At 58.8% G+C, this 16,342-nt stretch carries 13 protein-coding genes; 10 read left to right on the top strand and 3 right to left on the bottom strand.

Going from position 1 to position 16,342, the window contains the following annotated elements; all coding sequences use genetic code 11:
* Positions 1 to 166: 166 nt before the first annotated feature.
* Both clpA and clpS read right to left on the bottom strand, forming a co-directional pair.
* Positions 167 to 2,437, bottom strand: coding sequence for an ATP-dependent Clp protease ATP-binding subunit ClpA (clpA, locus tag FFI16_RS08875; RefSeq protein ID WP_138814951.1), 2,271 nt, complete (start codon positions 2,435 to 2,437; stop codon positions 167 to 169).
* A gap of 29 nt (positions 2,438 to 2,466) precedes the next feature.
* Positions 2,467 to 2,835, bottom strand: a complete 369-nt coding sequence (gene clpS, locus FFI16_RS08870; protein WP_005789091.1) for an ATP-dependent Clp protease adapter ClpS — start codon at positions 2,833 to 2,835, stop codon at positions 2,467 to 2,469.
* Between the two features lie 225 nt (positions 2,836 to 3,060).
* On the opposite strand from clpS, the gene cspD reads away from it, so the two are divergent.
* Positions 3,061 to 3,369, top strand: coding sequence for a cold shock domain-containing protein CspD (cspD, locus tag FFI16_RS08865; RefSeq protein WP_138814950.1), 309 nt, complete (start codon positions 3,061 to 3,063; stop codon positions 3,367 to 3,369).
* A gap of 78 nt (positions 3,370 to 3,447) precedes the next feature.
* On the opposite strand, the gene icd is transcribed toward cspD, so the two are convergent.
* The gene (gene icd, locus FFI16_RS08860; protein ID WP_056861702.1) at positions 3,448 to 4,704 is read right to left on the bottom strand and encodes an NADP-dependent isocitrate dehydrogenase; all 1,257 of its coding nucleotides are present in this window, start codon (positions 4,702 to 4,704) and stop codon (positions 3,448 to 3,450) included.
* 493 nt (positions 4,705 to 5,197) lie between these two features.
* On the opposite strand from icd, the gene FFI16_RS08855 reads away from it, so the two are divergent.
* The 9 genes from FFI16_RS08855 to aceA all read left to right on the top strand — a co-directional run bounded on the left by FFI16_RS08855 (position 5,198) and on the right by aceA (position 15,823).
* Entirely contained in the window at positions 5,198 to 7,423 is a 2,226-nt protein-coding gene (locus tag FFI16_RS08855; RefSeq protein ID WP_138814949.1) for an NADP-dependent isocitrate dehydrogenase, read from the top strand.
* Positions 7,424 to 7,634: 211 nt separating this feature from the next.
* Entirely contained in the window at positions 7,635 to 8,081 is a 447-nt protein-coding gene (locus tag FFI16_RS08850) for an NUDIX hydrolase (RefSeq protein WP_138814948.1), read from the top strand.
* 59 nt (positions 8,082 to 8,140) lie between these two features.
* The gene (gene mnmA, locus FFI16_RS08845; RefSeq protein WP_138814947.1) at positions 8,141 to 9,265 is read left to right on the top strand and encodes a tRNA 2-thiouridine(34) synthase MnmA; all 1,125 of its coding nucleotides are present in this window, start codon (positions 8,141 to 8,143) and stop codon (positions 9,263 to 9,265) included.
* Positions 9,262 to 9,885: a high frequency lysogenization protein HflD gene (gene hflD, locus FFI16_RS08840; protein WP_133100237.1), complete on the top strand. Its 624-nt coding sequence runs from the start codon at positions 9,262 to 9,264 to the stop codon at positions 9,883 to 9,885. The genes mnmA and hflD overlap by 4 nt, the downstream gene beginning before the upstream one ends.
* A 125-nt stretch (positions 9,886 to 10,010) precedes the next feature.
* Complete coding sequence (gene purB / locus FFI16_RS08835; RefSeq protein WP_017737156.1) at positions 10,011 to 11,381, top strand: adenylosuccinate lyase; 1,371 nt, start codon at positions 10,011 to 10,013, stop codon at positions 11,379 to 11,381.
* Positions 11,382 to 11,465: 84 nt separating this feature from the next.
* The gene (locus FFI16_RS08830) at positions 11,466 to 12,632 is read left to right on the top strand and encodes a cupin domain-containing protein (protein WP_017137512.1); all 1,167 of its coding nucleotides are present in this window, start codon (positions 11,466 to 11,468) and stop codon (positions 12,630 to 12,632) included.
* Positions 12,625 to 13,047, top strand: coding sequence for a GNAT family N-acetyltransferase (locus tag FFI16_RS08825; RefSeq protein WP_138814946.1), 423 nt, complete (start codon positions 12,625 to 12,627; stop codon positions 13,045 to 13,047). Before FFI16_RS08830 ends, FFI16_RS08825 begins: the two co-directional genes overlap by 8 nt.
* 218 nt (positions 13,048 to 13,265) lie before the next feature.
* Entirely contained in the window at positions 13,266 to 14,003 is a 738-nt protein-coding gene (locus FFI16_RS08820; RefSeq protein ID WP_138814945.1) for a secretin N-terminal domain-containing protein, read from the top strand.
* 494 nt (positions 14,004 to 14,497) lie between these two features.
* A complete protein-coding gene (gene aceA, locus FFI16_RS08815; RefSeq protein ID WP_003219577.1) occupies positions 14,498 to 15,823 on the top strand; it encodes an isocitrate lyase in 1,326 nt (441 codons plus the stop codon).
* The last annotated feature ends 519 nt before the right edge of the window (positions 15,824 to 16,342 follow it).

Here is a 16,342-nt window from a genome sequence, read left to right as displayed (position 1 = left end):
GGGCTTGCTCGCGAATGCGCTGTATCAGTCAATTCATCTGTCACTGACCCACCGCGTTCGCGAGCAAGCCCGCTCCCACAGGGGATCACCAGTGTTTTGACGATTGTGTTCTCGAGATAGAAAAAAGGCGCCTTTCGGCGCCTTTTTGCTGTGTTGCAATCAGCTATCAGGCCATTTCGGCCGTGGTTTCGAACTCGAAGGTCAGCTCGCCATCCTTCAGGTCGATATGCACCACGCCACCATGGTCGGAAAGCTCGCCAAACAGGATCTCTTCGGCCAGCGGCCGCTTGATCTTGTCCTGGATCAGACGCGCCATTGGGCGAGCGCCCATTGCCGAGTCGTAGCCGCCTTCGGCCAGCCAGTTGCGCGCCGCGTCCGTTACTTCCAGCTGCACGCGCTTGTCTTCCAACTGCGCCTGAAGCTCGGTAAGGAACTTGTCCACCACGCTTTTGATGACCTCATGGCTGAGGCGACCAAACTGGATAATGGTGTCCAGACGGTTGCGGAACTCCGGCGTGAAGCTCTTCTTGATCACTTCCATCGCATCAGACGAGTGGTCCTGATGGGTAAAGCCGATGGAGGCCCGCGCGGCGGTTTCAGCACCGGCGTTGGTGGTCATGATCACGATGACGTTGCGGAAGTCCGCCTTGCGCCCGTTGTTATCGGTCAGGGTGCCGTGGTCCATGACCTGCAGCAGCAGGTTAAAGACTTCCGGGTGGGCCTTTTCGATTTCATCGAGCAACAACACGCAGTGCGGCTGCTTGGTGATGGCTTCGGTCAGCAGGCCGCCCTGGTCGAACCCGACATAGCCCGGAGGCGCGCCGATCAGGCGCGACACGGTGTGGCGCTCCATGTATTCGGACATGTCAAAACGCACCAGCTCAATGCCCATGGCCTTGGCCAATTGCCGCGCCGCTTCGGTCTTGCCGACGCCGGTCGGGCCTGCGAACAGGAACGAGCCGACCGGTTTATCCGGCGACTTGAGGCCCGCACGCGAGAGCTTGATCGCGGTGGACAGCGCGTCGATCGCGGCATCCTGGCCAAACACCGTGAGCTTGAGGTCGCGATCCAGGTTACGCAGCAGCTCCTTGTCGGAACTGTTGACGTGCTTAGGCGGAATACGCGCGATCTTCGCCACGATGTCCTCGACTTGAGGCACGTCGATGCGTTTCACACGCTTCTCGACCGGTTGCAGGCGCTGGTAGGCACCCGCCTCGTCGATCACGTCGATGGCCTTGTCCGGCATATGCCGGTCATTGATGTAGCGCGATGCCAGCTCAGCAGCGGCGCGCAGGGCTTCATCGGTGTATTCGATGCCGTGGTGCGCCTCGAAGCGCCCCTTGAGGCCGCGCAGGATGCCGATGGTGTCTTCAACCGAAGGCTCGGACACGTCGACTTTCTGGAAGCGACGCGCCAGGGCACGGTCTTTTTCGAAGATGCCGCGAAATTCCTGGAACGTGGTCGAACCGATGCAGCGGATATCACCCGACGACAGCAGCGGCTTGAGCAGGTTGGAGGCGTCCATTACCCCACCGGACGCCGCACCGGCGCCAATGATGGTGTGGATCTCATCGATAAACAGGATCGCCTGCGGGCGTTTTTTCAGTTCGCCGAGCAGCGCCTTGAAGCGTTTCTCGAAATCGCCACGGTACTTGGTCCCGGCGAGCAACGCGCCCAGGTCAAGGGAGTAGACGACGCTGTTGGCCAGCAGATCCGGCACCTGGTTATCCACGATGCGCTTGGCCAGGCCTTCGGCAATCGCGGTTTTACCCACGCCCGCCTCGCCCACCAGCAGCGGATTATTCTTGCGACGACGCGCGAGGATCTGCGCTACACGCTCAACCTCAAGCTCACGCCCCACCAGCGGGTCAATCCGCCCTTGGCGCGCCAGTTCGTTGAGGTTGCTGGCATAGGCATCCAGTGGATTGCCCGAAGAAGAAGACTCACCGCCCTCGTCGTCCTGCATATCCTGCTCACCCTCGGAATGATCGCCGTGCCCTGGCACCTTGGAGATACCGTGGGCGATGTAGTTGACGACATCAATACGGGCAACGCTCTGCTGCTTGAGCAGGAACACTGCCTGGCTTTCCTGCTCGCTGAAAATCGCCACAAGCACATTGGCGCCCGTGACCTCACGCTTACCGGAGCTCTGTACGTGGAAGACAGCACGCTGCAATACCCGCTGAAAGCCCAGGGTTGGCTGGGTTTCACGGTCCTCGTCATGCACGGGGATCAATGGCGTGGTGGAGTCGATAAACTCCTGCAGGTCATGCTTGAGTTTGTCGAGGTTGGCGCCGCACGCACGTAGAACGGTGGCGGCAGCTTCGTTATCCAAAAGTGCCAGCAGCAGGTGCTCGACGGTCATGAATTCATGACGCTTCGAACGGGCCTCCTTGAAGGCAAGATTGAGGGTGACTTCGAGCTCGCGGTTTAACATAGCTTCACCTCATACCCAAGTGGTCGGCGTTAACCGTCCTTCTCGATTTCACAGAGTAGCGGATGCTGGCTTTCCCTGGCGTACTGGTTGACCTGCATGGCCTTTGTCTCGGCGATGTCACGGGTAAACACTCCACATACTGCCCGTCCTTCTGTGTGAACGGCCAGCATTACCTTGGTCGCCAGCTCGCGGTTCAGGTTAAAAAACACCTCGAGCACTTCGACGACGAAATCCATCGGTGTGTAGTCATCATTAAACAAAACCACCTTGTACATCGGCGGCGCCTGTAAAGCAGGCTTCGCCTCCTGGACAGCAATGCCTGCAGAACCGTCGTCATCGTGTTCCTGATCCGGGCGATCCTGATTGAATGTTAGTCGAATCTGGCTGTTTGCATGCATGGAAAGAAAGGTTCGTCAGTGGTTCAAATACAGTGGTGGGGGCGACCTGTCAGATTTTCAACTACTGACCGGCTGGTCGCCTTGACTATCGGCGAAACGGTGTTACAACCAATAGAACCCACAGTGGGTAAAAAAGGTCCGCGCAGTCAACCTTATTTATTCGGGTTAGGACGGATAAACTGGATGATACTCCAGTGATGGAGTCTGGTGCAGAGGGATATGGGTATGTCTGGCGTCAAGATCAGTGGCAAGGTCAAATGGTTTAACAATGCCAAGGGGTATGGGTTCATCGTTGAGGATGGCAAATCCGAGGATCTCTTTGCGCATTTTTCCGCAATCCAGATGGAAGGATACAAAACCTTGAAGGCAGGCCAGCCTGTGGAGTTTGAAATCATTCAAGGGCCGAAAGGCCTGCACGCCGTCGGAATTTGTGCAGCCTGCGCAGCTGCACCTGGATCAATCCACGACGAAGCGCACGAAACAAAACTCAAGGCAGGTCAAGCCCCCCACCCAAAAGACAAACAAACGGCCTGATCAACCCTTAAGCAAACCGCACGAAAAAAGCCGGCCATTCTGAGTCATTAGAATGGCCGGCTTTTTTATAGCGTCACCTTACATATGCGAAATCAGTGCGTCGCCAAACCCTGACGACGACACCAGTTTCGCGCCGTCCATCAAACGCTCAAAGTCATAGGTCACGGTCTTCGCCGAAATCGCACCATTGGTGCCCTTGATGATCAGATCCGCCGCTTCAGTCCAGCCCATGTGCCGCAGCATCATCTCTGCCGACAGGATCAACGAACCCGGGTTGACCTGATCCTTACCTGCATATTTAGGCGCGGTACCGTGGGTGGCTTCGAACATCGCCACGGTATCCGACAAGTTAGCACCCGGCGCAATACCAATGCCGCCTACTTCCGCTGCCAGCGCGTCAGACAGGTAGTCACCGTTCAGATTGAGGGTCGCAATCACATCATATTCCGCCGGACGCAACAGAATCTGCTGGAGCATGGCGTCGGCAATCGCGTCCTTGACCACCACATTCTTGCCGGTTTTCGGGTTTTTGAACTGCATCCACGGGCCGCCGTCGAGCAGGGTCGCGCCAAATTCTTTTTCGGCAATACCGTAGGCCCACTCTTTGAAGGCACCCTCGGTGAACTTCATGATGTTGCCTTTGTGCACGATGGTCAGCGAATCACGGTCATTATCCACTACATATTGCAGGGCTTTGCGCGCCAGGCGCTCGGTGCCTTCCTTGGAAACCGGCTTGATACCAATCCCGCAGTCCTGGTCAAAACGAATCTTGGTAACGCCCATTTCTTCCTTGAGGAACTTGATCACCTTGATCGCTTCCGGCGAACCGGCTTTCCACTCGATACCGGCGTAAATATCTTCAGAGTTTTCACGGAAGATGGTCATGTCCACGTCGCCAGGCTTCTTGACCGGGCTGGGCACACCTTCAAACCAGCGCACCGGGCGCAGGCATACATACAAATCGAGCTGCTGACGCAGGGCCACGTTCAGCGAACGGATGCCGCCGCCCACCGGCGTGGTCAGCGGGCCTTTGATGGAAACCACGTAATCCTTGACCGCATCCAGGGTTTCCTGAGGCAGCCAGGTGTCCTGGTCGTAGACTTGAGTCGCCTTCTCGCCGGCATACACCTCCATCCAGGAGATTTTGCGCTTGCCGCCGTAGGCCTTTTCAACAGCTGCGTCGACCACCTTGATCATCACCGGGCTGATGTCGACGCCAATACCGTCGCCTTCTATATAAGGGATGATCGGTTGGTCAGGAACATTGAGAGAATGGTCTGCATTGACGGTGATTTTGTCGCCGACTGCCGGAACCTGAATCTTCTTGTATCCCATGCTGAACTCCATCTATGGATTGAACATCTGGCTGCGTTCGAGCCTACTCCAGATAAATGGCGACTGAAACCTCGCGCCATGCTCATTTGCATCGAAAACAGCATAATTTGTCGCCTACAAGCCTGAAAGCAAAGGCAAAATCGCCAATCTTGAGCACATCGTGCAGCGCTCGCCGCGATTTGCGCCCTGCGACCTTTAGACCAATGGACGACACACCTTTTGTATGAAGGCTCGGCGTAAGCATAGCGACCTATGTATAATGCCGCCGCTGACCAAAGAGTCACGACGGTTGACCGCTCTAGACAGTAGCCCTCAGCCAGAAAGCAGGACTATTACCATAGTCCAAACGCTTGACGCTCGACTGATGCAAACCAACATCACCGCGAAGAAACCTCGACATTTCGCTCATGGATGACTTTGAACGAACGCGCTCCACCCGGCGCATCTCGAGTTTCTGCGCACGCTTTCAGCAAAGAAGAGAGTTAATCCGAATATGCCCACCCGCTCGAAGATCATCTACACCTTCACCGACGAAGCCCCAGCCCTCGCCACCTATTCACTGCTGCCTATCGTAGAGGCCTTCACCGCTTCCGCTGATATTGCTGTGGAAACCCGCGACATTTCCTTGGCCGCGCGCATCCTCGCAAGCTTCCCCGAGCAACTGGGCACCAAGGCTATCCCGGACCACCTCGCCGAACTGGGCGACCTGGCCGTTACGCCTGAAGCCAACATCATCAAGCTGCCTAACATCAGCGCCTCGACCCCGCAGCTGCAAGCGGCGATCAAGGAACTGCAGGCCCAGGGCTACGCCCTGCCGGACTACCCGGAAACCGTAACCACCGACGCGGAAAAAGAAACCCGTGCACGTTACGACAAGGTCAAGGGCAGCGCCGTGAACCCGGTACTGCGCGAAGGCAACTCCGACCGCCGCGCACCGCTGTCGGTCAAGAACTACGCGCGCAAGCACCCGCACAAAATGGGCGCCTGGGCTGCTGATTCCAAGTCGCACATCGCACACATGAGCAACGGCGACTTCTACGGCAGCGAAAAAGCCGTGCAGATCGAAGCCGCTGACGCCGTGAAGATCGAACTGATCGCCAAAGACGGCACCGCGACCGTCTTGAAAGAAAAGACCTCGGTACAAGCCGGCGAAATCATCGACACCGCCGTGCTGAGCAAAAAAGCCCTGCGCGCGTTCATTGCCGCTGAAATCGAAGACGCCAAGCAGCAAGGCGTGCTGCTGTCGGTTCACTTGAAAGCGACCATGATGAAGGTCTCCGACCCGATCATGTTCGGCCAGATCGTTGCCGAGTTCTATAAAGACGCCCTGGCCAAGCACGCTACCGTGCTGGAACAGATCGGCTTCAACCTGAACAACGGCATCGGCGACCTGTACGCTCGCATCAAGGCGTTGCCGGCCGAGCAGCAAGCGCAGATCGAAGCTGACATTCAGGCGGTCTACGCCGCTCGCCCTTCCCTGGCGATGGTCAACTCCGATAAAGGCATCACCAACCTGCACGTGCCGAGCGACGTCATCGTCGACGCCTCGATGCCAGCCATGATCCGTGACTCCGGCAAAATGTGGGGCACCGACGGCCAGCTGCACGACACCAAGGCGGTGATCCCGGATCGCTGCTACGCCACCATCTACCAAGCCGTCATCGAAGACTGCAAGGCCAATGGCGCTTTCGACCCAACCACCATGGGCAGCGTGCCAAACGTTGGCCTGATGGCCAAGAAAGCCGAAGAGTACGGCTCCCACGACAAGACCTTCCAGATCAAGGCTGACGGCGTAGTCCGCGTCACCGACAGCAAGGGCACCTTGCTGATGGAACAGGCTGTCGAAGCCGGCGACATCTTCCGCATGTGCCAGACCAAAGACGCGCCGATCCAGGACTGGGTCAAGCTCGCCGTCAACCGTGCCCGCGCCAGCAACACCCCGGCCATCTTCTGGCTGGACCCACAGCGTGCGCACGATGGCGTGGTGGTCGAGAAAGTTCAGGCTTACCTGAAAGACCACAACACCGAAGGCCTGGACATCCGCATCATGTCGCCGGTCGACGCGATGAAGTTCACCCTGGAGCGCACCCGCAAGGGCCTGGACACCATCTCGGTGACCGGCAACGTACTGCGCGACTACCTGACCGACCTGTTCCCGATCATGGAGCTGGGCACCAGCGCCAAGATGCTGTCGATCGTGCCGCTGATGAACGGTGGCGGCCTGTTCGAAACCGGCGCCGGCGGTTCGGCTCCGAAGCACGTGCAGCAACTGGTTGAAGAGAACTTCCTGCGCTGGGATTCCCTGGGTGAGTTCCTGGCCCTGGCCGCGTCCCTTGAGCATTTGGGTGTCACCTACAACAACCCGAAAGCCCTGGTGCTGTCCAAGACCCTGGACCAGGCCACTGGCCAGTTCCTGGACAACAACAAGTCGCCATCGCGCAAAGTCGGCAACATCGACAACCGCGGCAGCCACTTCTACCTGGCGCTGTACTGGGCTCAAGCCCTGGCCGCCCAGACCGAAGACGCTGCACTGCAAGCGCAGTTCGGCGAGCTGGCCAAGACCCTGACCGACAACGAGGCAACCATCGTTGCCGAGCTGAACGCGGTACAGGGCAAGCCAGTGGACATCGGCGGCTACTACGCGCCAAACCCGGAGCTGACCAGCAAAGCCATGCGCCCAAGCAACACCCTCAACGCGGCAATTGCCAAGTTGAAGTAAGGTTGTAAGGATGCAAAGAAGCCCCGGCCATGTGCCGGGGTTTCTGTTTGCACCGTGGTTTCACTGAACCCCCTTGATCAAATGTGGGAGCTGGCTTGCCTGCGATAGCAGTCTGTCAGTTCATGCAGATGTAGCTGACCCACCGCTATCGCAGGCAAGCCAGCTCCCACACTGAACGAGTTTCTTCAGTCACTACACATTGAGGCCACTTATGACCTGGCAACCCCACATCACCGTCGCCACCATCGTCGAAGACAACGGCCGTTTCCTGATGGTCGAGGAACTCAAGGGCGGCCGCGCCGTGCTCAACCAGCCGGCCGGCCATCTGGACCCGCATGAAACCCTCACCGAAGCCGCCGTGCGCGAAACCCTGGAAGAAACCGGCTGGGACGTCGAAGCCACCGGCATTGTCGGCATCTACCTGTACACCGCCCCCAGCAATGGCGTGACGTACCAACGGGTCTGCTTTACCGCCAAGACGCTGAAACACCACCCGGACTATCAGCTCGATGAAGGCATCGTCCGCGCCCGCTGGCTGACCCGTGAGGAGCTGATGGCCTTGCGCGACGACTGGCGCAGCGAGTTGATCATCCGCTGTATCGATGATTATCTGGCCGGCCAGCGCCATAGCCTCGAATTGATCCGCCCTTCTCTTTAGCCTTGCGGGCGTGAGCCTGTTAGAATCGCGTCCTTTTTCAAGACACCCGTTGAAACCCTATGCGTGATCCAGCCCCTTCTGACACACAAAAGAAGCGCGTCATCGTCGGCATGTCCGGCGGCGTGGATTCTTCCGTTTCCGCCGTTCTGCTCATGGAGCAGGGTTATGAGGTGGAAGGCCTGTTCATGAAGAACTGGGAAGAAGACGATGGAACGGAATATTGCACCGCCATGGACGACCTGGCCGACGCCCAGGCCGTGTGTGACAAGATCGGCATCAAGCTGCACACCGCCAACTTCGCCGCCGAGTACTGGGACAATGTGTTCGAGCACTTCCTGGCCGAATACAAGGCCGGCCGCACGCCGAACCCGGACATCCTGTGTAACCGCGAAATCAAGTTCAAGGCGTTCCTCGACTACGCCATGATCCTCGGCGCCGACCTGATTGCCACTGGCCACTACGTGCGCCGTCGCGACGTCGACAACCGCACCGAGCTGCTCAAAGGCCTGGACCCGAACAAGGACCAGAGCTACTTCCTGCACGCCGTCGGCGGCGAACAGATCGCCAAGACCCTGTTCCCGGTCGGCGAGCTGGAAAAGCCCGAAGTGCGCAAGATCGCCGAAAAACACGGCCTGGCCACTGCCAAGAAGAAGGACTCCACCGGGATCTGCTTTATCGGCGAGCGCCGCTTCAGCGACTTCCTCAAGCAATACCTCCCGGCACAGCCAGGCGAGATCAAAACCACCGACGGTGAAGTGATCGGCCGCCACCATGGCCTGATGTACCACACCATTGGCCAACGTCAGGGTTTGGGCATCGGCGGCCTTAAAGATGCCGGTGAAGAACCGTGGTACGTGCTGGTCAAGGACCTGGAAAACAACGTGCTGGTCGTCGGCCAGGGCAACGAACACCCACTGCTGTTCTCGGGCGCCTTGCTGGCTTCGGAAATCTATTGGGTCAACCCGATCGACCTGAGTACGCCACGCCGCCTGACCGCCAAAGTGCGCTATCGCCAGAGCGACCAGCCCTGCACCCTGGAAAAAACCGCTACCGGCTACCGCGCCACCTTTGATGACCCGCAACGCGCGGTCACACCTGGCCAATCGGTGGTGTTCTATGACGGCGAAATCTGCCTGGGCGGCGGCGTGATAGAAGTTGCCGAAGCCTGGAGCAACCCGGCATGAGCCCGACCCAGGAGCAATTGACGGCACTCGGCGGGGTTTTCCTCGCCGCCGTGCTGGTCGACAAGATCGCCAAGACCGGCCAGGTGACCGAGGCAGGCCTGACCTGCATGCTCGGCAGCCTGCTGATCCGCGACCCCAAGGACACCCTGGAAGTGTATGGCGGCGACGACCTGGCGCTGCGTGAAGGTTACCGCGCGTTGATCGGCGCCCTGGAACGCGACCCCAACACCTTGCAACGTGAGCCGTTGCGCTATGCCCTGTCGATGCTCGGCCTTGAGCGGCAACTGGCCAAGCGCGACGACCTGCTCGAGACCATCGGCAAACGCCTGCCGCAGATTCAGTCCCAGGTGGAACATTTCGGCCCGGCCCACGAAAACGTGATTGCCGCCTGTGGTGCGCTGTATCAGGACACCTTGAGTACCTTGCGCCAGCGCATCCAGGTGCACGGCGACATGCGCAACCTGCAGCAACCGAACAACGCCTCGAAAATCCGCGCTCTGCTGCTGGCCGGTATTCGTTCGGCGCGGTTGTGGCGCCAGTTGGGCGGTCATCGCTGGCAGTTGGTGATCAGCCGACGCAAATTACTCAAAGAGCTTTACCCGTTGATGCGCAACGAATAAGTCGCAGCAACCCGCTTTTTTTATAGCCTCACGCGTAATACGCCGGTCAGTTGGCGACGGACCGGCGGATTTTTTCATGTATGATACGCGCCCCATTTCGTTGCCCGACTGTCCGAGAACACCCCATGCAGCTCTCTTCGCTCACTGCGGTTTCCCCTGTTGACGGCCGCTACGCCGGCAAAACCCAGGCCCTGCGCCCTATTTTCAGCGAATACGGCCTGATCCGTGCTCGTGTTCTGGTTGAAGTGCGCTGGCTCCAGCGCCTGGCCGCTCACCCTGCCATCAGCGAAGTGCCGGCGTTTTCCGCCGAAGCCAACGCTGTGCTGAACACCCTGGCGGAAAACTTCTCCCTGGAGCACGCCGAGCGTGTGAAAGAGATCGAGCGCACCACCAACCACGACGTCAAAGCCATCGAATACCTGCTCAAAGAGCAAGCGGCCAAGCTGCCGGAACTGGCCCAAGTCAGCGAGTTCATCCACTTTGCCTGCACCAGCGAGGACATCAACAACCTGTCCCACGCCCTGATGCTGCGCGAAGGCCGTGATGACGTGATGCTGCCGCTGATGCGCCAAACCGCCAACGCCATCCGCGAACTGGCGATCCGTTTCGCCGACGTGCCGATGCTGTCGCGCACCCACGGCCAACCGGCCTCGCCGACTACCTTGGGCAAAGAACTGGCCAACGTGGTGTATCGTCTGGAGCGCCAGATCGCTCAAGTCGCGGCCGTGCCGCTGCTGGGCAAAATCAACGGCGCCGTGGGCAACTACAACGCCCACCTGTCGGCCTACCCGGAAATCGACTGGGAAGAAAACGCCCGCGCCTTCATCGAAGACGAGCTGGGCCTGGGCTTCAACCCGTACACCACGCAGATCGAACCGCACGACTACATCGCCGAGCTGTTCGACGCGATTGCGCGCTTCAACACCATCCTGATCGACTTCGATCGCGATATCTGGGGCTACATCTCCCTGGGCTACTTCAAGCAGCGCACCATCGCCGGTGAAATCGGTTCGTCGACCATGCCGCACAAGGTCAACCCGATCGACTTCGAGAACTCCGAAGGCAACCTCGGTATCGCCAACGCCCTGTTCCAGCACCTGGCCAGCAAGTTGCCGATCTCGCGCTGGCAGCGTGACCTGACCGACTCCACCGTACTGCGTAACCTCGGCGTGGGCTTTGCCCACAGCGTGATCGCCTATGAAGCCAGCCTCAAAGGCATCAGCAAGCTTGAGCTCAACGCGCAGAAGATCGCCGCTGACCTGGATGCGTGCTGGGAAGTATTGGCCGAGCCGATCCAGACAGTAATGCGCCGCTACAACATCGAAAACCCGTACGAGAAGCTGAAAGAGTTGACGCGCGGCAAGGGCATCAGCCCTGAGGCGCTGCAAACTTTCATCGATGGCCTGGACATGCCAGCCGCTGCCAAGGCCGAGCTGAAACTGCTCACCCCGGCCAACTACATCGGCAACGCGGTAGAGCAAGCCAAGCGCATCTGATCATCGCGCGACCCTTTGAGACGCCCGGCCGCGCCGGGCGTTTTTATTCCTGCCTTAAAAGTGCTTTTTTTCAATAGGTTACACATGAATCCTGATATTCCTCTTCAACTTCTGGGCGGCATCACGGCACGGGAATTCCTGCGCGACTACTGGCAGAAAAAACCGCTGCTGATCCGTCAAGCCATCCCTGATTTCGAAAGCCCGATCGACGCCGACGAACTGGCCGGCCTGGCCCTGGAAGAAGAAGTTGAATCGCGCCTGGTAATCGAGCACGGCGAGCGCCCATGGGAACTGCGCCGCGGCCCGTTCGCCGAAGACGCGTTCAGCACGCTGCCGGAGCGTGAGTGGACCCTGTTGGTACAGGCCGTCGACCAATTTGTACCCGAAGTCGCCGAATTGCTCGGGCACTTCCGCTTTCTGCCGAGCTGGCGCATCGACGATGTGATGATCAGCTTCGCCGCACCCGGCGGCAGTGTTGGCCCGCACTTCGACAACTACGACGTGTTCCTGCTGCAGGCCCAAGGCAAGCGCAACTGGAAAATCGGCCAGATGTGCAATTCCGAAAGCCCACTGCTGCAACACGCCGACCTGCGCATCCTGGCGGAATTCGAACAGAGCGAAGAATGGGTGCTGGAACCGGGCGACATGCTCTACCTGCCGCCACGCCTGGCGCACTTCGGCATTGCCGAAGACGACTGCATGACCTATTCGGTGGGCTTCCGCGCACCGAGCGCAGCCGAAGTGCTGACCCACTTCACTGACTTCCTCAGCCAGTACCTGACTGATGAAGAGCGCTACACCGACGCCGACGCTCAGCCGGTCAGCGACCCGCACCAGATTCAAGCGGACGCACTCGACCGCCTCAAAGGCCTGCTGGCCGAGCACATGAGCGATGAGCGCATGCTGCTGACCTGGTTCGGCCAGTTCATGACCGAGCCGCGCTACCCGGAACTGGTCGCCGGTGAAGAGCTGGGTGAAGAAGACTTTATCAGCAGCCTGGAAAACGGCGCGATTCTGGTGCGCAACCCGAGCGCGCGCATGGCGTGGTCGGAAGTCGACGACGATGTGCTGCTATTCGCCAGCGGCCAGAGCCGCTACCTGCCAGGCAAACTGCGCGAACTGTTGAAGCTGGTGTGCTCGGCCGACGCCCTGCACAGCGAAAACCTCGGTACCTGGTTGGCCGACGAAGACGGTCGCGACCTGCTGTGCGAACTGGTCAAGCAAGGAAGCCTGGGATTTGCCGATGAATAAGATTCACGTAAGTGTCGCGGACTGGCAAAAGGATATCGCTGAGATACGGCGCATTCGTGAGGCGGTGTTTATCGCTGAACAATCGGTTCCACCGGAGCTGGAGTGGGATGCGGATGACGCCGACGCAATGCATTTTCTTGCATTCGAAGGCGATTTTCCGATTGGCACCGCTCGCCTGCTGCCCAGCGGCGAGATTGGTCGTGTATCGGTACTCAAGGACTGGCGCGGCTTGAAGGTCGGCGACAAGCTGATGGAAGCCGTGATCGGCGCGGCCGAGAATCGTGGCCAAACCAGGCAATTCCTGAGTGCACAGGTGTATGCGGCGCCATTTTATGAGCGGCTGGGTTTCAAGATCGTCAGTGATGAGTTCCTGGAAGTCGGGATTCCGCACGTTGATATGGTGCGCGAGGGCTGAGCTGTTTCGTTCGCGAGCAAGCCCGCTCCCACATTTGAACGCATTCCAAGGGATGTACTCGGTCAAGTGTGGGAGCTGGCTTGCCTGCGATAGCGTCTTCAGCAACACCCAAAATGCCCTGCCTGCCAGGGCATTTTGCTGTCTACGATTCAACTTGCGACCTGCCAGGCCGACAAACTGGCACTATCACGCCTAATTGACTCGCAGAGATAACGGACATGTCCCTACGCACCCTGCTCACCGCCCTGCTCCTCACCGCCAGCGCCTGCGCCATGGCCGACACCGAAGTCGTCAACCTGAGCAACCGCACCAGCGCCGACCTGCTGCCCGTCGCGCAAAATTTTATCGGCAAGGACGGCACCGTCAACGCCTACGGCAACCAACTTATCGTGAACGCCGACCCCGGCAAGATCCAGGACTTGCGTGCCTTGCTTGCACAACTGGACACACCCGCCAAACGCCTGTTGATCACGGTCGACAGCAACGAAAACAACCAGCAGAACTCCGGCGACAGCCAAACCCGTATCATCAGCTACGGCACCGCCAGCCGCGACGGTGGCATCCAGCAGATCCAGGCCAGTGAAGGCGTGCCGGCGCTGATCCAGGTCGGCCAGAGCGTGCCACTGACCACCACGCAGCCAGACGCCTACGGCCGCCCGCAAAACCAGACCCAGTATCGCAACGTCACCCAAGGCTTTTACGTGACTGCGAGCGTCACAGGCGAGACCGTACACCTGGCTATCAGTACCAACCGTGACCGCATGAGCCAGGAACGTCCCGATGTAGTGAATGTGCAAAGTACCGACACAAGCATCAGCGGCCGCCTGGGTGAATGGATCCCACTGGCGGGCATCAATCGCGAGACTCAGGCCGATAAATCCTCTACAACCCGCAGCTACTCTACTCAGGGCCGCGATGACCTGACTTTGCGGGTCAAGGTCGACACCCTGAACTAAAGCACCAAAATCTGACTGGCGAGTCGCATTAGACTAAAGATGTAGTGCTTTAAAAAAAGCACTACAAAACATTTGACGAGCCAAAAAAGCCTGTGCATGATGGCCTCGCTCCCGCTAATCAGGGGCCCTGGCAAGGGCCTTCGGATCGCCGCTCTAAGCTACCCACCTGAGCCGATTCGTGTCTGTACCGCCCACAAGGTGTGTTTGACGAGGTTGCGACTGGAACGAAGTTGTCCCGAGGGACGGAAGCTAACCAGGTAACCCGGCTACACACTGATGGATCGTACCAAGGCCCACGATGCCCGAAGACTGTTCGCAGTTTGCCCCTACCTGCTCAATTCCCCCTCTCGGCAATCGTTCATCCCGTCGCCTTCCCCGCCAAACCAGACTTGACCACCTAAGCTTCTGGTCAGCGAGCAGCCACAACCACGCAGTTAATACGTGGCTGGCAAATGGAATTTTCCACCTAGACCTATGCGACGAGGTTTTTCCCCATGGCACTGACACGCGAACAGCAAATTGCAGCCCTTGAAAAAGACTGGGCTGAAAACCCACGCTGGAAAGGCGTAACCCGCGCTTATTCCGCTGCTGACGTCGTCCGCCTGCGTGGCTCGGTTCAACCTGAGCACACCTTTGCAAAACTCGGCGCCGAGAAGCTGTGGAAGCTGGTCACCCAGGGTGCCAAGCCGTCCTTCCGTCCCGAAAAAGATTTCGTCAACTGCATGGGCGCCCTCACTGGCGGCCAGGCAGTTCAACAGGTAAAAGCCGGTATCCAGGCGATCTACCTGTCCGGCTGGCAAGTGGCTGCGGACAACAACTCTGCAGAATCCATGTACCCCGACCAATCGCTGTACCCGGTGGACTCCGTGCCAACCGTGGTAAAGCGCATCAACAACTCGTTCCGCCGCGCCGACCAGATCCAGTGGAAAGCCGGCAAAGGCCCGGGCGACGAAGGCTACATCGACTACTTCGCGCCAATCGTGGCTGACGCCGAAGCCGGTTTCGGCGGCGTACTCAACGCCTACGAACTGATGAAGAGCATGATTGAGGCAGGCGCTGCCGGCGTGCACTTCGAAGACCAACTGGCGTCGGTGAAAAAATGCGGCCACATGGGCGGCAAGGTACTGGTGCCGACCCAGGAAGCCGTGCAGAAGCTGACCGCAGCACGCCTGGCGGCTGACGTTGCCGGCACGCCGACCATCATCCTGGCGCGTACCGATGCGAACGCTGCGGACTTGCTGACCTCGGATTGCGACCCGTACGACCAGCCATTCGTGACTGGCGAACGTACCCAGGAAGGTTTCTATAAAGTGCGTGCCGGTCTCGACCAGGCGATCGCCCGTGGCCTGGCCTACGCGCCGTACGCTGACCTGATCTGGTGCGAAACCGCCAAGCCGGACCTGGACGAAGCGCGTCGCTTCGCCGAAGCGATCAAGAAGGAATACCCGGACCAACTGCTGTCCTACAACTGCTCGCCATCTTTCAACTGGAAGAAGAACCTGGACGACGCGACCATCGCCAAGTTCCAGCGCGAACTGTCGGCCATGGGCTACAAGCACCAGTTCATCACCCTGGCTGGCATTCACAACATGTGGCACAGCATGTTCAACCTGGCGCACGACTACGCCCGCAACGACATGACCGCTTACGTGAAGCTGCAGGAGCAGGAGTTCGCTGACGCCGCCAAGGGTTACACCTTCGTGGCGCACCAGCAGGAAGTGGGCACCGGCTACTTCGACGACATGACCACCGTGATCCAGGGCGGCACCTCGTCCGTGACCGCGCTGACCGGTTCGACCGAAGAAGAGCAGTTCCACTAAGTAGCGAGTACACGGCCAGCGCGGCCCCACGGAAGACCTAACCGCACTGCCGCTTGATCTGACGCCCCGACTGGTTCGGGGCGTTTTTTTTGCCCGCTTGAAAACACCACACGCCTACTGTGGGAGCTGGCTTGCCTGCGATAGCGGTGGCCACTGACCCACCGCTATCGCAGGCAAGCCAGCTCCCACCTTTACCGTGTCGAGCCTTAGGGTTTTTGCGCAAAACATTGACCCAGAGCGGTATTTGCCTGAATCAAATCGGTTAAAAGATCCCCTCCAGCAACTAGCTGCAATCAAGCAAGTAACAACAACTTCCCGCGCCACACGAGAAACATTCGCTTAAACCCCACGCAAACAATATTCATTATCATTTAGCCCATGAAAACTTCTTTACAGCTTAAACAAAACACATTTGATTAAATGCCCGCTAATGCCCGGCCCGCAAGGGCTACAGCCCCAAGAAGGTGCACTATGTGCTTATTCCATCGAATAATTTCGCTATAGGAATTTTACTTGCCC

Source organism: Pseudomonas sp. KBS0710 (genome assembly GCF_005938045.2).
GTDB lineage: Bacteria > Pseudomonadota > Gammaproteobacteria > Pseudomonadales > Pseudomonadaceae > Aquipseudomonas.
The sequence above is the reverse complement of the archived record's forward strand: the minus strand, read 5'-3'. Positions and strand labels throughout refer to the sequence as shown.

Coding starts and splice junctions, on each gene's coding strand:
- clpA (WP_138814951.1), bottom strand. CDS start 2,437: ATGTTAAACCGCGAGCTCGAAGTCACCCTCAATCTTGCCTTCAAGGAG.
- clpS (WP_005789091.1), bottom strand. CDS start 2,835: ATGCATGCAAACAGCCAGATTCGACTAACATTCAATCAGGATCGCCCG.
- cspD (WP_138814950.1), top strand. CDS start 3,061: ATGTCTGGCGTCAAGATCAGTGGCAAGGTCAAATGGTTTAACAATGCC.
- icd (WP_056861702.1), bottom strand. CDS start 4,704: ATGGGATACAAGAAGATTCAGGTTCCGGCAGTCGGCGACAAAATCACC.
- FFI16_RS08855 (WP_138814949.1), top strand. CDS start 5,198: ATGCCCACCCGCTCGAAGATCATCTACACCTTCACCGACGAAGCCCCA.
- FFI16_RS08850 (WP_138814948.1), top strand. CDS start 7,635: ATGACCTGGCAACCCCACATCACCGTCGCCACCATCGTCGAAGACAAC.
- mnmA (WP_138814947.1), top strand. CDS start 8,141: ATGCGTGATCCAGCCCCTTCTGACACACAAAAGAAGCGCGTCATCGTC.
- hflD (WP_133100237.1), top strand. CDS start 9,262: ATGAGCCCGACCCAGGAGCAATTGACGGCACTCGGCGGGGTTTTCCTC.
- purB (WP_017737156.1), top strand. CDS start 10,011: ATGCAGCTCTCTTCGCTCACTGCGGTTTCCCCTGTTGACGGCCGCTAC.
- FFI16_RS08830 (WP_017137512.1), top strand. CDS start 11,466: ATGAATCCTGATATTCCTCTTCAACTTCTGGGCGGCATCACGGCACGG.
- FFI16_RS08825 (WP_138814946.1), top strand. CDS start 12,625: ATGAATAAGATTCACGTAAGTGTCGCGGACTGGCAAAAGGATATCGCT.
- FFI16_RS08820 (WP_138814945.1), top strand. CDS start 13,266: ATGTCCCTACGCACCCTGCTCACCGCCCTGCTCCTCACCGCCAGCGCC.
- aceA (WP_003219577.1), top strand. CDS start 14,498: ATGGCACTGACACGCGAACAGCAAATTGCAGCCCTTGAAAAAGACTGG.